This is a genomic window from Guyparkeria hydrothermalis (assembly GCF_023555375.1).
Taxonomy (GTDB): domain Bacteria; phylum Pseudomonadota; class Gammaproteobacteria; order Halothiobacillales; family Halothiobacillaceae; genus Guyparkeria; species Guyparkeria hydrothermalis.
Map to the genome: position 1 here is coordinate 38,375 of NZ_JAJSEE010000005.1, position 18,156 is coordinate 56,530.

Consider the following 18,156-nt stretch of genomic DNA (forward strand, 5'->3'; position numbering starts at 1 on the left):
ATCCAGCGGCTATGATGGTCCACGCCACCGGCGGCCATCACGCCGGATGACCCGGGAGTTCGACACGCCATGGCACAGGCCGATCACAACCCCAGCAACGACGAGGCGATCCAACGGATCGTCCAGTCCGTGCGGCTCGCCCGTCAGCCGATCGTGGATGCCGACCTCAATACCGTCGGCTACGAGCTGCTGTACCGTGCCGCGGACGCCGACCAGGTGGCCCGGATCGGCAATTCCAACCAGGCCACCGCCTCGACGGTGCTCAACGCCCTGAGCGAGATCGGCCTCGACAGCCTCGTCGGCGGCAAGCAGGCGTTCATCAACGTGCCCGGCAAGCTCCTGCACAGCGACGTGCTCGAGGGCATCGTCGCCCCGTCCGTGGTGCTCGAGATCCTCGAGACGGTCGAATGCAACGAGCAGACCGCCGAGTCCCTCAGGCGACTCAAGAGGGCGGGCTATCGCATCGCGCTGGACGACTTTCCGCCCGAGGCGATCGACCGCCCCTGCGTGGCCGAAAGCCACTACGTCAAGTTCGACACCCTGGCCGAAGGGACCGACCGGATCGTCGCCGCCGTGCCGGCGGCGCACCGGGCCGGCCTGAAGGTGATCGCCGAGAAGGTCGAGGAGTGGGACGTCTATGATCGCCTGCGTGACGCGGGTGTCGACTTCTTCCAGGGCCACTTCGTCTCTCGCCCGGAGATGGTGACACGCCCGACCGTGCGCGCCTCCAAGGCCAACCTGATGGGGCTGTTGATCCTGTTGCAGGACGACGAGGCCGAGTTCGGCGAGATCGTCGAGCGCATCAATACCGATCTCGCGCTGAGTTACCGCCTGTTGCGGCTGGTCAACTCGGCGGCGATCGGGCTCCGGCGGCAGGTGGATTCCGTCGAGGAGGCGGTGCGGTTGCTGGGGCTGAAGGCCGTGCGCAGCCTGGTCTACCTGTCGGCCCTGACGGGCGTGGACGGCAAGCCGCCGGCCCTGATCCACAACACCATGATCCGGGCGCGGTTCGCCGAGCTGCTGGCGGCACAGAGTCGCCTGGCCAATCCGCCGACCGCCTTCCTGGTCGGGTTGTTCTCCAATCTCGATGCCTTCTACAACCAGCCGCTCGCCCAGTTGATCGAGGAGTTGCCGCTGACCGACGACATCGCCAAGGCCCTGCTCGAAGGGCAGGGCAGCCTGGGCGAGTTGCTCGAGTACGTGCGCTTCTACGAGAAGGGCCAGTGGCTTGAGGGCGATGGCGAGACGGCCGTCTCCTCGCTCAACGAGGTGGCCCCCAACTGCTACCTCGACGCGGTGCGCTGGGACGAGGCGTTGCGCGCATCGCTCGGCGGGCCCTGACGACCGCGCCGCATTCGCCCGCCCCTAAGAAAAAGGGCCGTGATCGCGGGATCACGGCCCTTTTCTGCATCCGGGTATCCGACCGGGTCAGAACCGGCCGATGCTCGGATTGATGTAGCTCAGCAGCTCGCTGTGCTGACGGTTCATGCGTCGGATGATCTCCCGCACGCTGTGCACGATCGCCCGCATCACCTTGTAGACGAGGATCGGGTGGTCGACCAGCAGCGACTCGAGGTGGGCCCGGTCGAGCATGACCACTCGGGCATCGCCGACGGCGCGCAGGGTCGCGCTGTGCGGGGTTCCGTCGAGAAAGCCCGACTCCCCGGCCAGTTGCCCGGTCTCGAGCAGGTGCAGGGTGTCGGAGAACCCGCGGCCGGTATCGCGGCTGACCGCGAATCGACCCTGGATCACGATGAACAGCGTGTCGCTGATCTGGCCTTCCTCGAACAGGATCTCGCCGTTGCTCACCTCGCGGCGCGTGCACACGCTCGCGAGCAGGCGGCACTGCTCGTCGCTCAGTTCCTGCCCCAGCGCGGTCTGCTTGAGCTCCTCACCGGTTACGACTTGTTTCGTCATGGTCTTTCCTGTTGCCGTGTGACGGATGGGCGTGGCCCGGTTCAGGGCATGGCCTTGAGCGGCTCGGCCGGCAGGCTGCCCATGTCGGACTCGTCGCCGGCCTCAGCTGACTCGCCCGATGCGTTGTCGGCCTGGTTACTTGCCTGGCTGTCTGTCTGGCTATCGGCGTCACCGTCCCGCTCGACCATCGAGCGTACGTCGCTGGTCAGGATCTCGACATTCGCCGAATCGCGCAACTCGGCGATCATCCCGTTGATGGCGTCACGCCGGGCGCGATCCTCCAGTTCCGGGCGCATCTGCTCGAGCGTCGGCTTGGGCATCGGCCGGGTCTCCTCGAGCTGGACGATGTGCCAGCCGAAACGGGTCTCGACCGGCTCGTCGGCACGCTGCCCCGGTTCCAGGGCGCCAACGGCATCGGCGAACGGCTCGACCATCTGGTCGAGCGAGAACCAGCCCAGGTCGCCGCCCGCTTCGCCGGAGCCGGTGTCCTTGGAATGCTCCTGGGCGAGTTCGCCGAAGTCGGCGCCGTCGTCCAGCTGCGCGATCAGGTCGCGGGCGGTCTCTTCGTCCTCGACCAGGATGTGCATGGCGCGGTACTGGGTTTCCTTGCCCAGGGCCTCCATTTCCTTGTCGTAGGCGGCCTCGACGTCGGACTCGCTCACCTCCATCTCGGTCATGTAGTTCACGAGGTAGGCGTTGGCGAGCTGGTTGTCGATGGCGTTCTGGATGCGTGCCTGGGTCTGCGGGTCGCGGTCCAGGCCTTCCTCGCGGGCGCGGTCGGCCAGCAGGCGCAGCTCGACCATGCGGCTGACCAGGCGCTCCTCGGGCACCTCGGCGCCGAGGTTTTCCTTCACCACCTCGAGGTTCTCGCGGTAGAGCGGCGAGCCGTTGATGCGGGCGATCACCTCGCCGTCCTCGATGGTGGCGTACGCGCCGCCCGGGCTCGCCTGCTGACCCAGCGGGGTCTTCTCGGCGGTCGTCGCTCGATCCTCGCTGCAGCCGGTCATCGCCCCGGCGCTGAGCAGCAGCCCCGCGCTCAGCGCGATGGCCAGGCGGTGACGACGATGGGGGAGGCGGTCGGCGATCAGTTTGCTATCCATGAACGTATCCTTTGGTTGTTTCGTGTGGTTCGTTTTTCGTTGTGATGGCGCGGTGCCGTCCGATGCTAGCCGGTGGCAGCGAAAATCGGCTTGTAGGGGCGCACGTCGACCGAGGCGTACACGCCGCCGACGGCGAACGGGTCGGACTCGGCCCAGCGGCGGGCGGCCGCGAGGTCCTCGAAGGCCGCGACGATCAGGCTGCCCGACAGGCCCCGGTCCGGGTCGGCGGGGTCGATCGGCAGGGGGCCGGCAGTGAGGATGCGGCCCTCGTCGGTCATCGACTCGATGCGCGCCCGGTGGGCGTCGCGGTGCTCGGCCCGCAGCGGGGCGCTGTCGGCCACGTCGTTGGCCACGATCATAAACCATTGCATTGCGGCGGCGTCCTCCATTGCGATGCGGGTCGGGTCGGTGTCACGGGGTGACGATCAGGGGCGTTCGTCTCGGTCCGGCGGGCCGGTCTCCGCCTCGACCTCGGCGGGGCGTTCGGCGTACAGGCCCAGATAGAGCCCCTGCAGGATCATGAACACGAAGGTCATGCCCATCAGGCCGAACAGCTTGAAGTTGACCCAGAACTCCTCGGAAAACTGGTAGGCGACCAGGATGTTGGCCACGCCCGACAACACGAAGAAACCCACCCAGGCCCAGTTGACACGATGCCAGATGGCCCGCGGTACCTGGATGATGTGTTCCATCATCCGCTGGACCAGCGGCTTCTTGCCGATGAAGGCGCTACCCAGGAAGACCAGCGCGAACAGCCAGTTGAGGATGGTGGGCTTCCACATGATGAACAGCGGGTTCTGCAGGATCAGCGTCATGCCGCCGAACACGACGATCAGTCCCGCGGACACCCAGTGCATCCGCTCGACCTTGCGCCACATCAGCCAGCCGGCGGCGATCTGCACCACGGAGGCGACCATCGCCACCGCGGTGGCCACGTAGATCCCCTCGAGGTGATAGGCGCCGAAGAACAGCAGGATGGGGAAGAAATCGAACAGGAATTTCATCGTGTCTCGCGTAACGAAAAAGGGGCCTGGTATCGGGGCCGGCAGGACGTCCCTGCGGCCGCTTGCAGTACACTAACATGGGCGTGAGGGTGCGGGGAGCGAGCCGTTTGGCCATCCGCTTCTTCAGCCGACAACCGGGCCCGCCGCCACTGCCATTTGCCGCCACGAGGATCACCCATGAGCAAGATGCTCGACATCCATCCCGAGACACCCCAACCACGCTTCGTCAAGCAGGCCGCCGACGCCATCGCCCGCGGGCAGATCGTGGTCGTGCCGACCGACTCGGGTTACGCGCTGGCCTGCCGTCTGGAGGACAAGAACGCAATCGAGCGTATCGGCCGCATCCGGCGTGACGATGGCATCCACCATATGACCCTGTCGGTGCGCGATCTATCCGAGCTGGGGGTCTACGCCAAGGTGGATAACGTCCAGTTTCGTTTTCTCAAGACCCATATCCCCGGCCCCTACACCTTCATCCTGCCGGCGACGCGCGAGGTCCCCAGGCGATTGCAGCACGAGAAGAAGCGCTCGATCGGCCTGCGGGTGCCCTCGCAGGTGGTGTTGCGCGCCATCCTCGAGGCCCTGGATGCCCCCATCCTGAGCGCCTCGCTGGTGATCCCGGACCTCGACGAGCCACTCGACGATCCGGCGCTCTTTCCCACCGCGGTCACCAACCAGGTCGACCTGATCGCCGGCGCGGGCTTTCTCGAGCAGATCCCGGGCACGGTGCTCGACCTGACCGGTGATGATTTCGACGTCCAGCGCGAGGGGCTGGGCGGCGTGCCGCCCGAGCTGGCGGACTGAGCCGGACGTGCTGGAGCTTTCGTTCCTGCAGAAGATCGCGATCGGCATCCTGCCGATCCTGCTGGCGGTGACCGTCCACGAGGCCGCCCACGGCTATGTCGCCAACGCGCTGGGCGATCCCACCGCCAAGCGCGCCGGGCGGCTGACGCTCAATCCCATCCGCCACGTCGACTGGCTGGGCACGATCGTCGTGCCGCTGCTGATGTACCTGTTCACCCCGTTCGTCTTCGGCTGGGCCAAGCCGGTGCCGGTGAATGCCGCCCGCCTGCGTGACCCGCGTCGCGGCATGTTCCTGGTGGCCGCCGCCGGACCGGCTGTCAACGTCGTGATGGCGCTCGGCTGGGCGTTGGTCACCGTCCTGGCCCTGAAGGGGCTCGACGGCGGGATGGCGTTCGCCGAACCGCTGGCCCTGATGGGGCAGGTGGGGATTTTCATCAACCTGATACTGGCCGTGTTCAACCTGTTGCCGATCCTGCCGCTCGATGGTGGTCGGATGCTGGTGGCCGTGCTGCCGGCACGCTGGGGCGACACGATGTCACGCCTCGAGCCCTGGGGGCTGCCGATCGTGGTGGTGCTCCTGGTCACTGGCGTGCTCTCGGCGATCCTGCTGCCGATCATGGGCACGCTGCTCGGCTGGTTCAACGCCCTGATCCATGTCCTCTGAAGCCCACATCCCGGCAGACGATTCGCGGCGCTGGGTCGATGCCACGCCGCGCGTGTCGGGCCAGCCGCTCGAGCAGCTGCCGCTGGATCTCTACATCCCGGCCGATGCGCTCGCGATCTGGCTCGAGCAGTTCGAGGGGCCGCTGGATCTGCTGCTCTACCTGATCCGCAAGCACAACATCGACATCCTCGAGATCCCGGTCGCACGGGTCACCGAGCAGTACCTCGAGTACCTCGCCCTGATGAAGTCGATGGCGATCGAACTGGCCGCCGAGTACCTGCTGATGGCCGCCTGGCTGGCCGAGATCAAGTCGCGCATGCTCCTGCCGCCCGAGCCGCGCGAGGACGACGAGGAGGAACCGCTCGACCCGCGCGCCGAGCTGGTCGAGCGCCTGCTCGAGTACGAGCGCACCACCCGGGCCGCCGGTCTCCTGGACGAGCGGCCCCGCCGCGGCCGCGACTGGTTCGCGTTGTCGGTCGAGCCGCCCGAGCAGCTGCCCGCGCCACCGGTGCCGGCCGATCTCGCCGGGTTGATCGCGGCGATGAACGGGCTGCTGCGCGAGGGCAGCGTGCGTCGTGCCCACCACGTGCGCGCCGAGGGGCTTTCCATTCGACAGCGCATGACCGATATCCTCGATGTGCTGGCGGACCGGAGCCGTTGCGAGCTGGCCGAGGTATTTCGTCCCGAGGAGGGGCGGATGGGCGTGGCCGTGACCACCGTGGCGGTGCTGGAACTCTCGCGCACCCACGCACTCGACTGGTCGCAGGACGAGCCCTTCGGCCCCGTGACCCTGTTTCGCCTGGCCGGCTCGCCCGCCGAACCGACCGTTGAGGAGGAAATGCCCGGATGACCGACAAGGCACCACCCGCGATGCCCCCCGATCAGCGCGCCTCAAGCGGCAGCGAGCCGCCCGAGGGGCTGGTCGAACTGGTCGAGGCCCTGTTGCTGACGATCGACGAGCCGCTGTCACTGGACTCGTTGGGGGCGATGGTGGGGCAGGAGACCGCGCCGGAGCTGCTCGAGGCGACGCTGGCTCGCGTAGCCGCCCGGTGGGAGTCGCATCGCTTCATCGAGCTGGCCTCCCGCGAGGTCGGGGGGCGCCGCGTCTGGCACCTGGTGGCCACCGCCGCCGTGGCCCCGTATCTCAAGGCCGGCGAACCGGGGCGGGTGCCGAAGCTCAGTCGCGCGGCCCTGGAGACGCTCGCGCTGATTGTCTGGCGCCAGCCGATCACCCGTGGGGAGATCGAAGCGGCGCGCGGGGTGGCGGTCAACCCGCAGATCCTCAAGCAGCTGGCCGAACGCGGCTGGGTGAGGAGCCTGGGGGTCAAGGACAGTCCGGGGCGGCCGGAAATGCTGGGCACCACGCGCGAGTTCCTCGCCGATTTCGGCCTCGACTCGCTCGCGGACCTGCCGGATTTCGAACGCTTCGCCGGGCAGGACGACATCGACGTGTGACGGCATGGCCGGGGCCCCGGCGCCGCGTGACGACAGGGAAGGGACATGACAGGACATTCAGCCGATGAAATACGCAGTCTCGATCAACTGATCGAGGAGGCTCGGGGCCTGCCGCCGGCCCCGACGGCCGTGGTCGGGGCCGACGAGGCGCCAATCGTCGAGGCGGCGCGGCACGCCGCCGACGCCGGGCTGATCGAGCCGGTACTGATCGGCCGGGCGGCTCGCATCGAGGCGCTGATGGCCGAGCAGGGCGTGAGCTTCCCGGTGGTCGATGCCGCCGGGCCGGAGCAGGCGGCCCGCGCCGGGGTGGACGCGGTCGAGTCGGGCCGGGTGAGCCTCCTGATGAAGGGGGCGATTCACAGCGACGTGTTCCTGCGGCCGATCATCCGCGAACTGCGACGCGGCCCGCGCATCTCGCACGTGTTCATGGCCGAGATGGCGAGCTACCACAAGCTCCTGTTCATCACCGACGCGGCGATCAATATCCAGCCGGACGTGCGCGCCAAGGCCGAGATCCTGCAGAATGCGGTCAACCTGACCTGGTGGTTGGGCAACCAACGGGCGCGGGTGGCGGCCCTGTCGGCGATCGAGATGGTCAACCCGGCCATTCCCTCGACCCTGGATGCCGCCTGCCTGGCCAAGATGGGCGAGCGCGGCCAGATCGCGCACGCGCAGATCGACGGGCCGCTGGCGTTCGACACGGCGATCTCGGGCGAGTCGGCGCGCATCAAGGGCCTGATCAGCCCCGTGGCCGGCCACGCCGACATCCTGTTGGTTCCGGATCTGGTCTCAGGCAATATCCTCTACAAGGATCTCGAGTACCTGGCCGGGGCGCGTTTTGCCGGCATCGTCCTGGGCGCCTGCGTGCCGGTGGTGCTCACCTCGCGGGCCGATCCCGAAGCGGTGCGCATCGCCTCGCTGGCCCTGGCCCGCGTGGCGTCGCACCGCCAGGCCGAGGTCGACCCGCTGCCGCCGTTCGAGGCCGGCAGCTGCGGTCACCTGCCGCATTGATTGACGCCCGCCCGGCCACGCGGGCGCGTGAAACGCCTCAGACGTCAACGACTGTATAGCCGAAGGATTCCCGACCCATGCCATTGCACGAACTAGCCGGCCAGACGCCACCCCGTGACTTCCTCGTCGACGTGCCCCGTCTGATCAGTGCCTATTACCAGGGCGAACCGCTGGTGGAGGACCCGTCGCAACGCATTTCCTTCGGTACCTCCGGGCATCGCGGCTCGAGCCTCAACGGCTCGTTCAACGAGGCCCATATCGCCGCGGTCACCGCCGCGCTGGTCGACTACCGCAAGCGCGAGGGCACCGATGGCCCGATCCTGATCGGCTTCGATACCCACGCACTGGCCTGGCCGGCGTTCATGACCTGCGTCGAGGTGCTGGCGGCGGCCGGCGTGCGGTTCCGCTACCAGCACGACAATGCCCCCACGCCGACCCCGGTGATCTCCCAGGCGATCATCGCGGCGAATCGCGCCGGCGGGGCACGCTGCGACGGCATCATCCTCACCCCGTCACACAATCCGCCGGCCGACGGCGGTTTCAAGTACAACCCGCCGCATGGCGGGCCCGCGGACACCGGCGCGACCGGCTGGATCCAAGCGCGTGCCAACGAGTTGCTGGCCGATTGGCAGGGAATCGCCCGCCAGCCGTTCGAACGGGCGATCAAGGGGGAGTCGGCCGAGGGCGTGGACTTCATCCGTCCCTACGTGGAGGCACTCGACACGGTCGTCGATATGCAGGCGATCGCCCGCGCCGGGGTGTCGATCGGTGTCGACCCGATGGGCGGGGCGGGGCTGCCGTACTGGGAGCCGATCGCCGAGCACTACGGGCTGGACCTGACCGTGGTCAACCGGCAGGTCGAGCCGGATTTCCGCTTCATCCCGCTCGATCACGACGGCAAGATCCGCATGGACTGCTCGTCGCCCTACGCGATGGCGGGCCTGCTCAAGATCAAGGACCGCTTCGACGTGGCCTTCGGCAACGACACCGACGCCGATCGCCACGGCATCGTCAGCCCCGAGGGCGGGCTGATCAATCCCAACCATTTCCTGTCGGTCTCCATCGATTACCTGTTCGGTCATCGTCCCGACTGGCGCCACGATCTCAAGGTGGGCAAGACCATCGTGTCGAGTTCGATGATCGACCGCGTCGCCGGCGGCCTGGGCCGCGAGGTCTATGAAACGCCGGTGGGCATCAAGTGGTTTCAGCCCGGCCTGACCGACGGCTGGCTCGGCTTCGGCGGCGAGGAATCGGCAGGCGCCACCTTCCTGGCCCGCAACGGCGAGGTCTGGAATACCGACAAGGATGGCCTGACCATGGGCCTGCTGGCCGCCGAGATCCTCGCGGTGACCGGCGAGGACGTCTGGGCGCGCTTCAATCGGCTGATCGACCAGTACGGCCAGCCGTTCTACGCGCGCCGCGATGCCGCGCTCAGCGACGAGCAGAAGGCGCGCTTCAAGGCGCTCGACCCGGATTCGCTTGCCATCGACACCCTGGCCGGCGAGGCGGTTACCGGCATCCGCACGCGGGCGCCCGGCAACGACGCGCCGATCGGTGGGCTCAAGGTGGAAACCGCCAACGGCTGGTTCGCCGCGCGCCCGTCCGGGACCGAGCCGATCTACAAGATCTACGCCGAGAGCTTCCGTGACCCCGGCCATCTCGAGGAAATCTTCGCCCAGGCCGAGCAGGTGGTGGGTGACGCGCTGAATGGGTGATAGCGGCTGCGTGCCATGGACGTGAGGCGGTCAAGCCGCTATCATGCCGCCCTTGCCTGGTGAGGCCTCCTCGCCAAGAACGCGCCCGTAGCTCAGCTGGATAGAGTGTCGGCCTCCGAAGCCGAAGGTCACAGGTTCGAATCCTGTCGGGCGCACCAGACACGGTGATCTGGCATCGCCAACGAAAAACGCCCCCGCGAGCACGGCTCCGGGGGCGTTTTTTCGTGGCGTCAGGGTAGCGTCATGACGTGGGCGGGTCGATGTGATCCGCGATCTGGCGGTTGTGACGCAGGCAGCCGGTCAGCTCGTCGAGCGGCATCGGCCTCGCGAACAGATAGCCCTGCAGGATGTCGCAGCCCCAGCCGACCAGGATGTCGCGCTGGGCCTCGGTCTCGATGCCCTCGGCGACCACCTTGATGCCGAGATGGTGCGCCATCGAGATCACGCCCTGCACGATCGCGGCATCGTCGGCGCTGTGCTCCACGCCCTGGATGAAGCTGCGATCGATCTTGATCTTGTCGATCGGCAGGTGCTTGAGGTAGCTCAGGCTGGAAAAGCCGGTGCCGAAGTCGTCGATCGAGACGCTGATGGTGCTGTCGCGCAGCTGGTGCAGTGTCTCGATGGCCGTTTCCGTCTCGTTCATCAGGATGCCTTCGGTCAGCTCGAGTTCGAGCCGGTTGGCCGGCAACCCGCTGAGCTCGAGCATGCGGCGGATGGTGGCGAGAAAGTTGGGCCGGTTGAACTGCACCGGCGAGAGATTGATGGCCACGCGCCCGTCCTTCAGGCCGTGGTCGACCAGGGTCTTCATGTCGCGACAGGCTCGCTCGAGCACCCACTCGCTCAACGGGATGATCTGGCCGGTTTCCTCGGCGAGCGGGATGAAGGTGGCCGGCGAGATCCAGCCGTGGGTGGGGTGCTGCCAGCGCAGCAGGGCTTCGAGCCCGGCAATGCGGCGCTCCTCGCCCAGCACCAGCGGTTGGTAGAAGACCTGGAAATCGCCGTGCTCGAGTGCCTCCTGCAGGTCATTGCGCAGGCCGACGCGGTGGCGCACCTGGGTGTCGATGTCCTCGTTGAAGATCTGGCAGGTGTTCCGGCCCTGTTGCTTGGCCCGGTACATCGCCATGTCGGCCTGCTGGATCAATGCGGTGGCGTTCTCCTGACCCGGCTCGCTGATGGCGATGCCGATGCTCGCACTCAGGTACAGCTCGTGCTCGTCGATGCGGTAGGGGCGACCGATTTCGGGCAGCAGCCGCTCGGCCACCATCAGCGCCTCGTCCTCGCCGTCGATGTCGGCCAGCAGGGCGACGAACTCGTCGCCGCCGAAGCGCGACAGGGTGTCCTCGGCGCGCATCTGTTCCTCGAGCCGGCGCGCTACCTCGATCAGGATCTTGTCGCCCACGGCATGCCCGAGGCTGTCGTTGATCGGCTTGAACTCGTCGAGGTCGATGAACAGCACCGCCACCCGGGTGCCGCGACGGCGGGTGAGCTCGACGGTGTGCGTCAGGCGATCCTCGAACAGGGTCCGGTTGCCCAGGCCGGTCAACGCATCGTGGGTGGCGTTGAAGGCCAGCTGCGCCTCGTAGGACTTGTGCGCCGAGACGTCATTCTGCAGGCCGACGAAGTGGGTGACCTCGCCGTGCTCGTCCTCCACCGGGGCGATATGCAACTCGTTCCAGAACAGGCTGCCGTCCTTGCGGTAATTGCGCAGCAATACGCGCACCGGCTGCTTGGCGGCCAGTCCCAGGCGGATCTGATCGATGGCGGCCGGATCGGTCTGCTCGCCCTGCAGGAACCGGCAGTTGCGCCCGATCACTTCGTCGGCCCGGTAGCCGGTGATCTGGGTGAAGGCGGCGTTGGTGTAGACGATCGGCAGGTCGGGCTGACGTGCGTCCGCGATGATCACGCCATGGATGCTCGCCTCGACGCTACGCTCGAGTGTGCGCAGGCGCCGTTCCTGTCGCTTGCGGACGGTCACGTCCTTGGCAATGCCGTAGGCGGCCTCGATCCGGCCGTTGATCACCATCGGCAGGAAGGTGACGTCGAACTCGTGCCGGCTGGCGTCGTCGTGCGTGACGGTCAGCTCGGTGACCTGGGTCCGACCCCGCAGGGTGCGATCGACGGCCTCCTGGATGGTCTGTCGTTCGCTTGCGTCGATCAGCTCGATCAGTGATTGGCCGGACAGGTCGACGTGCGGGCGGGCCAGCATGGCCTCGGTGGCGTGATTGAAGGTCTTCAGCCGCCCCCGGCTGTCCAGCGAGAAGACCGCGTCCGGGTTGTAGGCGAACAGCGAGCGGTAGCGCTGCTCGTTTTCCTCGAGGGCCGAGCGATCCCGGTGACGTTCGATGGCAAGCGAGATCAGGTCCGCGGCCCGTGCGATCTGGCGGCGATGGGTCTGCGACGGCGTGCCCGGCTCGCCGCGGTAGCTGGCAAAGGTGCCGAGCACCGTGCCGTCGGAAGCCAGCAACGGGTAGGACCAGCAGGAGCGCAGGCCGTTGTCGGCGGCCAGTTCGGCAAACCCGGTCCAGCGGTCGTCCTTGGCGATGTCTTCGGTGATCACCGGCTCGCGCCGATTCGCTGCGGTGCCGCAGGTGCCGATATCGGTGATCGGGATCATGGTCATTGCCGCGCGGTAGGCGGCGCTCAGGCTGGGTGCCGCGGCGAGATGCAGGTTCTCGCCCGACTCGTCGCTGAGCATGATCGAGCAGCGCGAGTCGGGGTCGTGCTCCTCCATCAGTTCGCAGACCGACGTCAGGGTGTGTTCGAGCGATTCGGAATGCAGGATCATCTGCTGGATGATCTGCTGGGATTCCAGTTCGCGGTGGGCCGCGGCCAGGCGGCGGGTCTGGGCGAGACGATTTTGCCCGAGCGCCAGCATCAGCACGATCAGGTAGGTGATCGCCAGCCCGATCAGGGTGACGGCCGAGGGCAGCAGCGAGGCGATGAGCGGTTGCTGGCCATCCTCGAGGTAGCTGCGGGCCGACAGTGTCGGTCCGAAGGGAAGCGTCAGTTCGCGCTGCGCGAGTACCGCCTTGTGCTCGTGGTGCTCCGGGTCGCTGTAGAGCTCGATATGCACGCCATCGTCCGTGTCGAGGTGAACGGCCAATGGTTGTGCCTGCGGTTGCAGTGCCTGGTGAAGCAGGCTGTCGAAATCGAGCAACGCGAGGAACTGCTTTTCGCGCCGCTGCGGGTTGACCATGGGAACGGCGATCAGGCTGTTGCTGTTGCCGTGGCTGGATGGGTCGTCCAGCAGTAGCAGGCGTGGTGACGGATCGCGCTGCGACAGCCAGTCACGGGTCTGGGGTTTGGCGAGCAAGTCGGCCAGCAGTTCACCGCCACGGCGACCGCGATCGGCGTGCCAGACCACGTCCTGTTGGCGGTCCAGCATGGCCACGACCAGCAGGCTTTGCATGTCGCGCAGGTAGGTTTCGGCCTCCCTCTCGCGAATCGAATCGGCCGTCGGCAGGCTGCCGATCAGTTGCCAGCGTTCCGCCAGGCGCTTGAGGGTGTGGACACGGTCGGTCAGGGCCTGGTGACTGACACTCTCGACGCGGTCGAGCTGGATTTCACCGATCGCCTGCAGGTCGCGGTTGTGCAGCAGCGAGAGCTGGTACCACGCCAGGGCGGCGATCAGGGAGCCGAGCAGCCCCGCCGTCACGGCGATCGATCCCAGTTCGCGAAGATCGCTGTCGCGCAGCCGGCCGGCGAGCAGCATGGCGCCGCCAAACAACAGGGTGAACAGCGCGGCCACCCAGGCGGCCGTCGACTGGAACTGCAGCCATGGCGTGTTGCCGAGCAGCATCCAGAACACCGAGATGGTGCCAAGGAACAGCATCAGCGCGCCGACCCAGCGCCAGGGGCGACGCGCCAGTCGGGAGGTGCCGGGGATCATCAGGCTGACCGCAATGGCGGCCAGCAGCAGGGCGGCCTCGATGGAGAGGTGGTCGTGACCGCCGCCGTGGTCGGGGCTGAGGCTGGCGGGCAGATGGATGCCGTGAGTGGCCAGGCTGTAGCCGACCAGCGCCAGCAAGGCGAGCCCGGCACCGCTGTGCAGTACCCGCCATCCTTGCAGGTGGGCGCCAAGTCCCAGGCCGGCCAGCAGGGCCGCGAGGGCACTCTCGCGCGGCAGTGGCAGACCCAGTGGGCCCGGATCGGTGATCAGCAGCGGCGCGACCAGTCCGACACTGCCGATGGCCAGGCAGGCGGCGACTACCATCAACAGATAGGACTTGGTCAGTAGTGGGCTGTCGGCGGCGGGGGTCATCAGGGCCTGGCAGTACACCGGTGGTTACGCGGGGCGGTCATGTTCGGTCAGTCGGGTCATCGATCCGGACTCGAATCGAGATCGAGTCGGATGATTCCGACCGGAGAGGCCGCCAATGTTGAGCCACGCTAATTGTTTGTCGTCTCTGACACAAATCAAAGTTTTTTGATGGGTTATTCGCGCGGGTTGGCCGTAGCGGCGGCTGGGGAGTATCTGTCGCCTGCTAGATCCAGCGACGCGTGCGGGCGCGGTAGGCGGAGTAGCCGGCACCGAAGCGCTGCGTCAACACGCGTTCTTCGCCGCGAATCTGGAAGCGGTCGATGAACCCGACGAACGCGGCGATGGCCAAAACGCCCGCCGGGTGGCCGAACCAGCAGACCACACCCGCGAGCAGCAAGGCGTCGCCGAGGTAGATCGGGTTGCGGCTGAGTCGGTAGATGCCGCTGGTGACCAGGTGGCGGGTGCGCTCGGGATGGATCGGGTTGATGGTGGTGTGCGCCTGTGCCAGCGAGATCACGGCCGCCAGCATGAGCAGGCCGCCGGTGGCAAACAACCCCCAGGCGAGCCAGGTCAGCCAGGGCCAGTCGAGGGTCGCGCCGGGCCAGAGCGTCGCCAGCGCGTAGACCAGCGCAATGGCAATCAACAGGGCGACCGGAGGGGGAATCAGCTTGGTGAGCATGGCGGGTCTTCCTGACGGTGGTTGCGATACGTGTCCCAGGCGCAGTCTAGTGCCCCCGTGGATCGAAAGACATCCCGGGCCGGGCCCAGCGCGGTTTATACCCGTGGTTCGATAGCCTAAAGTCGGTCGATATTCCCTGCGTTTTCCGTTCGTTGATCGGTGCAAAAACCGTCCAAGGAGAAGATTGTCATGCTGTCCCGACTCAAGAGCCGTTCGGTCCTGCTGACGGGAACCGATGCCGAGAGCAAGCGCGAAGCGGTGCGCGCCTACTTCCACCGCACCATGGATACCTACGAAAAGCTGTTCGAGGTGCTCACCGACGACCAGGCCTTCTACGAGCGCCCCGAACCGCTGCGCCACCCGCTGATCTTCTACTTCGGTCACACCGCGACCTTCTATATCAACAAGCTGGTCACCGCGAAGGCGACCACCCGCATCGACCCACAGCTCGAGGGCATGTTCGCCATCGGCGTCGACGAGATGTCCTGGGACGACCTCAACGACGATCACTACGACTGGCCGACCGTCGACCGCGTACGCGAGTACCGTCGCAAGGTGCGCGAGCGCGTCGACCAACTGATCAGCGAGCTCGACTGGACCCCGCCGGTGCGCTGGGACGACCACCCGACCTGGTCGATCTTCATGGGCATCGAGCACGAGCGCATCCACCTGGAGACGTCCTCGGTGCTGATCCGCCAGCTCGACCTCGAGTGGGTGCGACCGCATGACGAGTGGCCGATATGCGACACGGCCGTGGCCGAACCGGCGGCCGCACCGGTAAACGAGTTGCTCGACGTCACCGGCGGCACCGTGGTGCAGGGCAAGTCGCACGATGCCCCCCTGTACGGCTGGGACAACGAATACGGCCGGCTGGCGACGCACGTCGACGCGTTCCGCGCCAGCCGCATGCAGGTTTCCAACGCCGAGTTCCTCGCCTTCGTCGAGGCCGGTGGCTACGAGACGCCCGAGTGGTGGACCGAGGAGGGGCGCCGCTGGCTGGATTTCCGCGGCGCGGTCCACCCGATCTTCTGGGTGCCACGTGGCGACTCCTGGGGGTACCGCACCATGACCCGGGAGATCGACATGCCCTGGGACTGGCCGGTGGACGTCAACTACCTCGAGGCCAAGGCCTTCTGCAACTGGCTTGCCGAGACCACGGGCAAGTCCATCCGGCTGCCCACCGAGCCGGAGTACGAGCGCCTGCGCCAGGTCGCCGGCGTGCCCGACGAGCCGGAATGGGGCGAGCGGGCGCCAGGCAACATCAACCTCGAGTACTGGGCCTCGGCCTGCCCGGTCGACCGCTTCGCCCAGGGCGACTTCTATGACGTGATCGGCAATGTCTGGCAGTGGACCGAGACGCCCATCGATGCCTTCGAGGGTTTCGAGCCGCACCCGATCTACGACGACTTCTCCGTGCCGACCTTCGACAACCAGCACAACCTGATCAAGGGTGGCTCGTGGATCTCGACCGGCAACGAGGCGACGCGAGATGCCCGTTACGCCTTCCGTCGGCACTTCTTCCAGCACGCCGGATTCCGCTACGTCGAGGGCGAACCGGTGCGCCCGCCGGCCTCGAAGGACGAGAGCTACTACGAGACCGACGCGCAACTCGCGCAGTACTGCGACTTCCACTACGGTCGTTCGTACTTCGGCGTGGCCAACTTCCCGCGGGCGCTGGCCGAGTACGCCCTGCGTCAGATGGAAGGGCGCAACCATGGCGCGGCGCTCGACATCGGCTGCGCCACCGGGCGGGCGACCTTCGAGCTCGCGCCGCACTTCGACTCGGTCACCGGGCTCGACTTCTCGGCGCGTTTCATCCAGATCGCCCAGGCGATGCTCGACGACGGCCAGATCGCCTACGCGCTGCCCACCGAGGGCGAGCTGACCGAGGATCGGGCCGCCTCGCTGGCCTCGCTGGGCCTGGAGCCGCGCGACAACATCGACTTTTGGCAGCAGGATGCCTGCAACATGAAGCCGCATTTCACCGGCTACGACCTGGTGCTCGCCGGCAACCTGATCGACCGGCTCTACGATCCGGGCAAGTTCCTCGACGACATCGCCGGACGCATCAATGCCGGCGGCCTGCTGGTGCTGGCCTCGCCCTACACCTGGCTGGAGGACGTGACACCGCGGGAGCGCTGGCTGGGCGGCTATGTCGAGGACGGTCGACCCGTCACCACGCTGGACACGCTGATCAAGCGCCTCGAGCCGACCTTCGAGCTGGTAGGCGAACCGGCGGACATCCCGTTCGTCATCCGCGACACGGCCCGGCGTTATCAGCACACGGTCAGCCAGGTGACGGTCTGGGCCCGGAAGGCATGAGCCAGACCGATTTCACCCGGCTGGCCCAGTACCCCGGATCAGGCTGCGAGAAGTACGACCGGCGCGGCGAGATCTTTGGCCGCGAGGACGTGATCCCGCTGTGGGTGGCGGACATGGACTTCCCCGCACCCGACTTCGTCACCGAGGCGCTGGCCGCACGGCTCGCCGATGGCGCCTTCGGTTACGCCAAGCCGACCGCCGAGCATGTCGGGGCGATCACCGGCTGGCTGGCCGGCCAGCACGACTGGCGGGTCGCTCCAGAGACGATCGTGCCGGTGCCCGGCGTGGTGCCGGCGATGGCGATGGCCATCCGGGCCTTCACGAGTCCCGGGGCGCGGGTGATCATCCAGCCGCCGGTGTACTTTCCGTTCTTCCAGGTGGTGCGCGACCAGGGGCGGACACTGGTCGAGAATCCGCTGGTCGAGCAGGAGTCGACCGACGGCGGGCGGCGCTACGTGATGGATTTCGAGGCGCTGGAGGCCCAGGCCGCCGAGGCCGAGATGCTGTTGCTGTGCAACCCGCACAATCCCGGGGGCCGCGCCTGGAGCGCGGACGAGCTGGCCCGGGTTGCGGCGATCGGCGCGCGTCACGACGTGATGGTGATCAGCGACGAGATCCACATGGACCTGACCTACCCGGGCATCCGGCACACGCCATTCGCCCGTGTCGCCGAGGCGGCCGGCCGCCGTTGGTTCACGGTCACCGCGCCGGGCAAGACCTTCAACACCGCCGGCATCGGCGGGGGTTACGCCGTGATCCCGGATACCGAGATCCGAACGCGCTTCGATCAAGAGCGCCGCGGCATGCACCTGGGCGAGGGCTCGGTGTTCGGGCTCACGGCGCTCAAGGCGGCCTACACGCAAGGGGCGCACTGGCCGGCCGAATTGATGCGGCACATTGCCGTCAATCGCGATCGCGTGATCGAGGCGACCGAGGACCTGCCGATCGAGCCGATGGCGCCCGAGGCGACCTACCTGTTGTGGCTGGACTGTCGTGGCATGGGCCTGTCGGACGCGGTCCGGGAGCCCGAAGACCGGTCCCTGCAGCGGTTCTTCATCGACGAGGCGGGGTTGGGGCTGAGCCAGGGCATCATCTTCGGCGAGCCGGGACGTGGCTACATGCGTATCAACCTGGCCACGCCGACGCGGGTGATTGAACGCGCCATGACGCAACTGCGCGAGGCCTGGGAGAAGCGGATCGCGAGGCGGCAGAGGCCCGCCTGAC

15 protein-coding genes and 1 tRNA gene are annotated in these 18,156 nt (G+C 67.3%); 10 read left to right on the top strand and 6 right to left on the bottom strand.

The genetic code is table 11. The features are described 5' to 3' along the window. Positions 1 to 69: 69 nt before the first annotated feature. Entirely contained in the window at positions 70 to 1,341 is a 1,272-nt protein-coding gene (locus LV475_RS07765; protein ID WP_136867642.1) for an EAL and HDOD domain-containing protein, read from the top strand. Positions 1,342 to 1,428: 87 nt separating this feature from the next. Here the strand turns inward: LV475_RS07765 and LV475_RS07770 are convergent, their stop codons facing one another. The 4 genes from LV475_RS07770 to LV475_RS07785 all read right to left on the bottom strand — a co-directional run bounded on the left by LV475_RS07770 (position 1,429) and on the right by LV475_RS07785 (position 4,021). Then, positions 1,429 to 1,917, bottom strand: coding sequence for a Crp/Fnr family transcriptional regulator (locus tag LV475_RS07770; protein ID WP_136867643.1), 489 nt, complete (start codon positions 1,915 to 1,917; stop codon positions 1,429 to 1,431). 41 nt (positions 1,918 to 1,958) lie between these two features. Next, a complete protein-coding gene (locus LV475_RS07775; protein ID WP_136867644.1) occupies positions 1,959 to 3,017 on the bottom strand; it encodes a peptidylprolyl isomerase in 1,059 nt (352 codons plus the stop codon). A gap of 65 nt (positions 3,018 to 3,082) precedes the next feature. Beyond that, on the bottom strand, positions 3,083 to 3,388 hold the full coding sequence (locus LV475_RS07780; RefSeq protein ID WP_136867645.1) for a YciI family protein: 306 nt from the start codon (positions 3,386 to 3,388) through the stop codon (positions 3,083 to 3,085). Positions 3,389 to 3,442: 54 nt separating this feature from the next. Beyond that, entirely contained in the window at positions 3,443 to 4,021 is a 579-nt protein-coding gene (locus LV475_RS07785) for a septation protein A (RefSeq protein WP_136867646.1), read from the bottom strand. 186 nt (positions 4,022 to 4,207) lie between these two features. Here LV475_RS07785 and LV475_RS07790 point away from each other — a divergent pair, with 186 nt between their 5' ends. The 7 genes from LV475_RS07790 to LV475_RS07820 all read left to right on the top strand — a co-directional run bounded on the left by LV475_RS07790 (position 4,208) and on the right by LV475_RS07820 (position 9,828). Further along, positions 4,208 to 4,825, top strand: coding sequence for an L-threonylcarbamoyladenylate synthase (locus LV475_RS07790; protein WP_197039278.1), 618 nt, complete (start codon positions 4,208 to 4,210; stop codon positions 4,823 to 4,825). 7 nt (positions 4,826 to 4,832) lie between these two features. After that, complete coding sequence (locus LV475_RS07795) at positions 4,833 to 5,489, top strand: site-2 protease family protein (protein ID WP_197039203.1); 657 nt, start codon at positions 4,833 to 4,835, stop codon at positions 5,487 to 5,489. Further along, the gene (locus LV475_RS07800) at positions 5,479 to 6,339 is read left to right on the top strand and encodes a segregation and condensation protein A (RefSeq protein WP_136867648.1); all 861 of its coding nucleotides are present in this window, start codon (positions 5,479 to 5,481) and stop codon (positions 6,337 to 6,339) included. Before LV475_RS07795 ends, LV475_RS07800 begins: the two co-directional genes overlap by 11 nt. Further along, positions 6,336 to 6,944: an SMC-Scp complex subunit ScpB gene (gene scpB, locus LV475_RS07805; protein ID WP_136867649.1), complete on the top strand. Its 609-nt coding sequence runs from the start codon at positions 6,336 to 6,338 to the stop codon at positions 6,942 to 6,944. The genes LV475_RS07800 and scpB overlap by 4 nt, the downstream gene beginning before the upstream one ends. Before the next feature lie 45 nt (positions 6,945 to 6,989). After that, the gene (locus tag LV475_RS07810; RefSeq protein ID WP_250106101.1) at positions 6,990 to 7,955 is read left to right on the top strand and encodes a bifunctional enoyl-CoA hydratase/phosphate acetyltransferase; all 966 of its coding nucleotides are present in this window, start codon (positions 6,990 to 6,992) and stop codon (positions 7,953 to 7,955) included. 77 nt (positions 7,956 to 8,032) lie between these two features. Next, positions 8,033 to 9,670 carry a phosphoglucomutase (alpha-D-glucose-1,6-bisphosphate-dependent) gene (gene pgm, locus LV475_RS07815; RefSeq protein WP_136867651.1) on the top strand — a complete coding sequence of 546 codons (1,638 nt, stop codon included), beginning with the start codon at positions 8,033 to 8,035 and terminating at the stop codon, positions 9,668 to 9,670. An 81-nt stretch (positions 9,671 to 9,751) separates the two neighbouring features. Then, positions 9,752 to 9,828: transfer RNA gene (locus LV475_RS07820), tRNA-Arg, on the top strand. Between the two features lie 83 nt (positions 9,829 to 9,911). Here LV475_RS07820 and LV475_RS07825 read toward each other — a convergent pair. Further along, entirely contained in the window at positions 9,912 to 13,931 is a 4,020-nt protein-coding gene (locus LV475_RS07825; protein ID WP_136867652.1) for an EAL domain-containing protein, read from the bottom strand. 223 nt (positions 13,932 to 14,154) lie between these two features. Then, the gene (locus LV475_RS07830) at positions 14,155 to 14,610 is read right to left on the bottom strand and encodes a methyltransferase family protein (RefSeq protein WP_136867653.1); all 456 of its coding nucleotides are present in this window, start codon (positions 14,608 to 14,610) and stop codon (positions 14,155 to 14,157) included. A gap of 189 nt (positions 14,611 to 14,799) precedes the next feature. On the opposite strand from LV475_RS07830, the gene ovoA reads away from it, so the two are divergent. Both ovoA and LV475_RS07840 read left to right on the top strand, forming a co-directional pair. Continuing rightward, positions 14,800 to 16,932, top strand: coding sequence for a 5-histidylcysteine sulfoxide synthase (gene ovoA / locus LV475_RS07835; protein ID WP_211238829.1), 2,133 nt, complete (start codon positions 14,800 to 14,802; stop codon positions 16,930 to 16,932). Then, entirely contained in the window at positions 16,929 to 18,155 is a 1,227-nt protein-coding gene (locus LV475_RS07840; protein ID WP_136867654.1) for a MalY/PatB family protein, read from the top strand. The genes ovoA and LV475_RS07840 overlap by 4 nt, the downstream gene beginning before the upstream one ends. Position 18,156 lies beyond the last annotated feature (1 nt).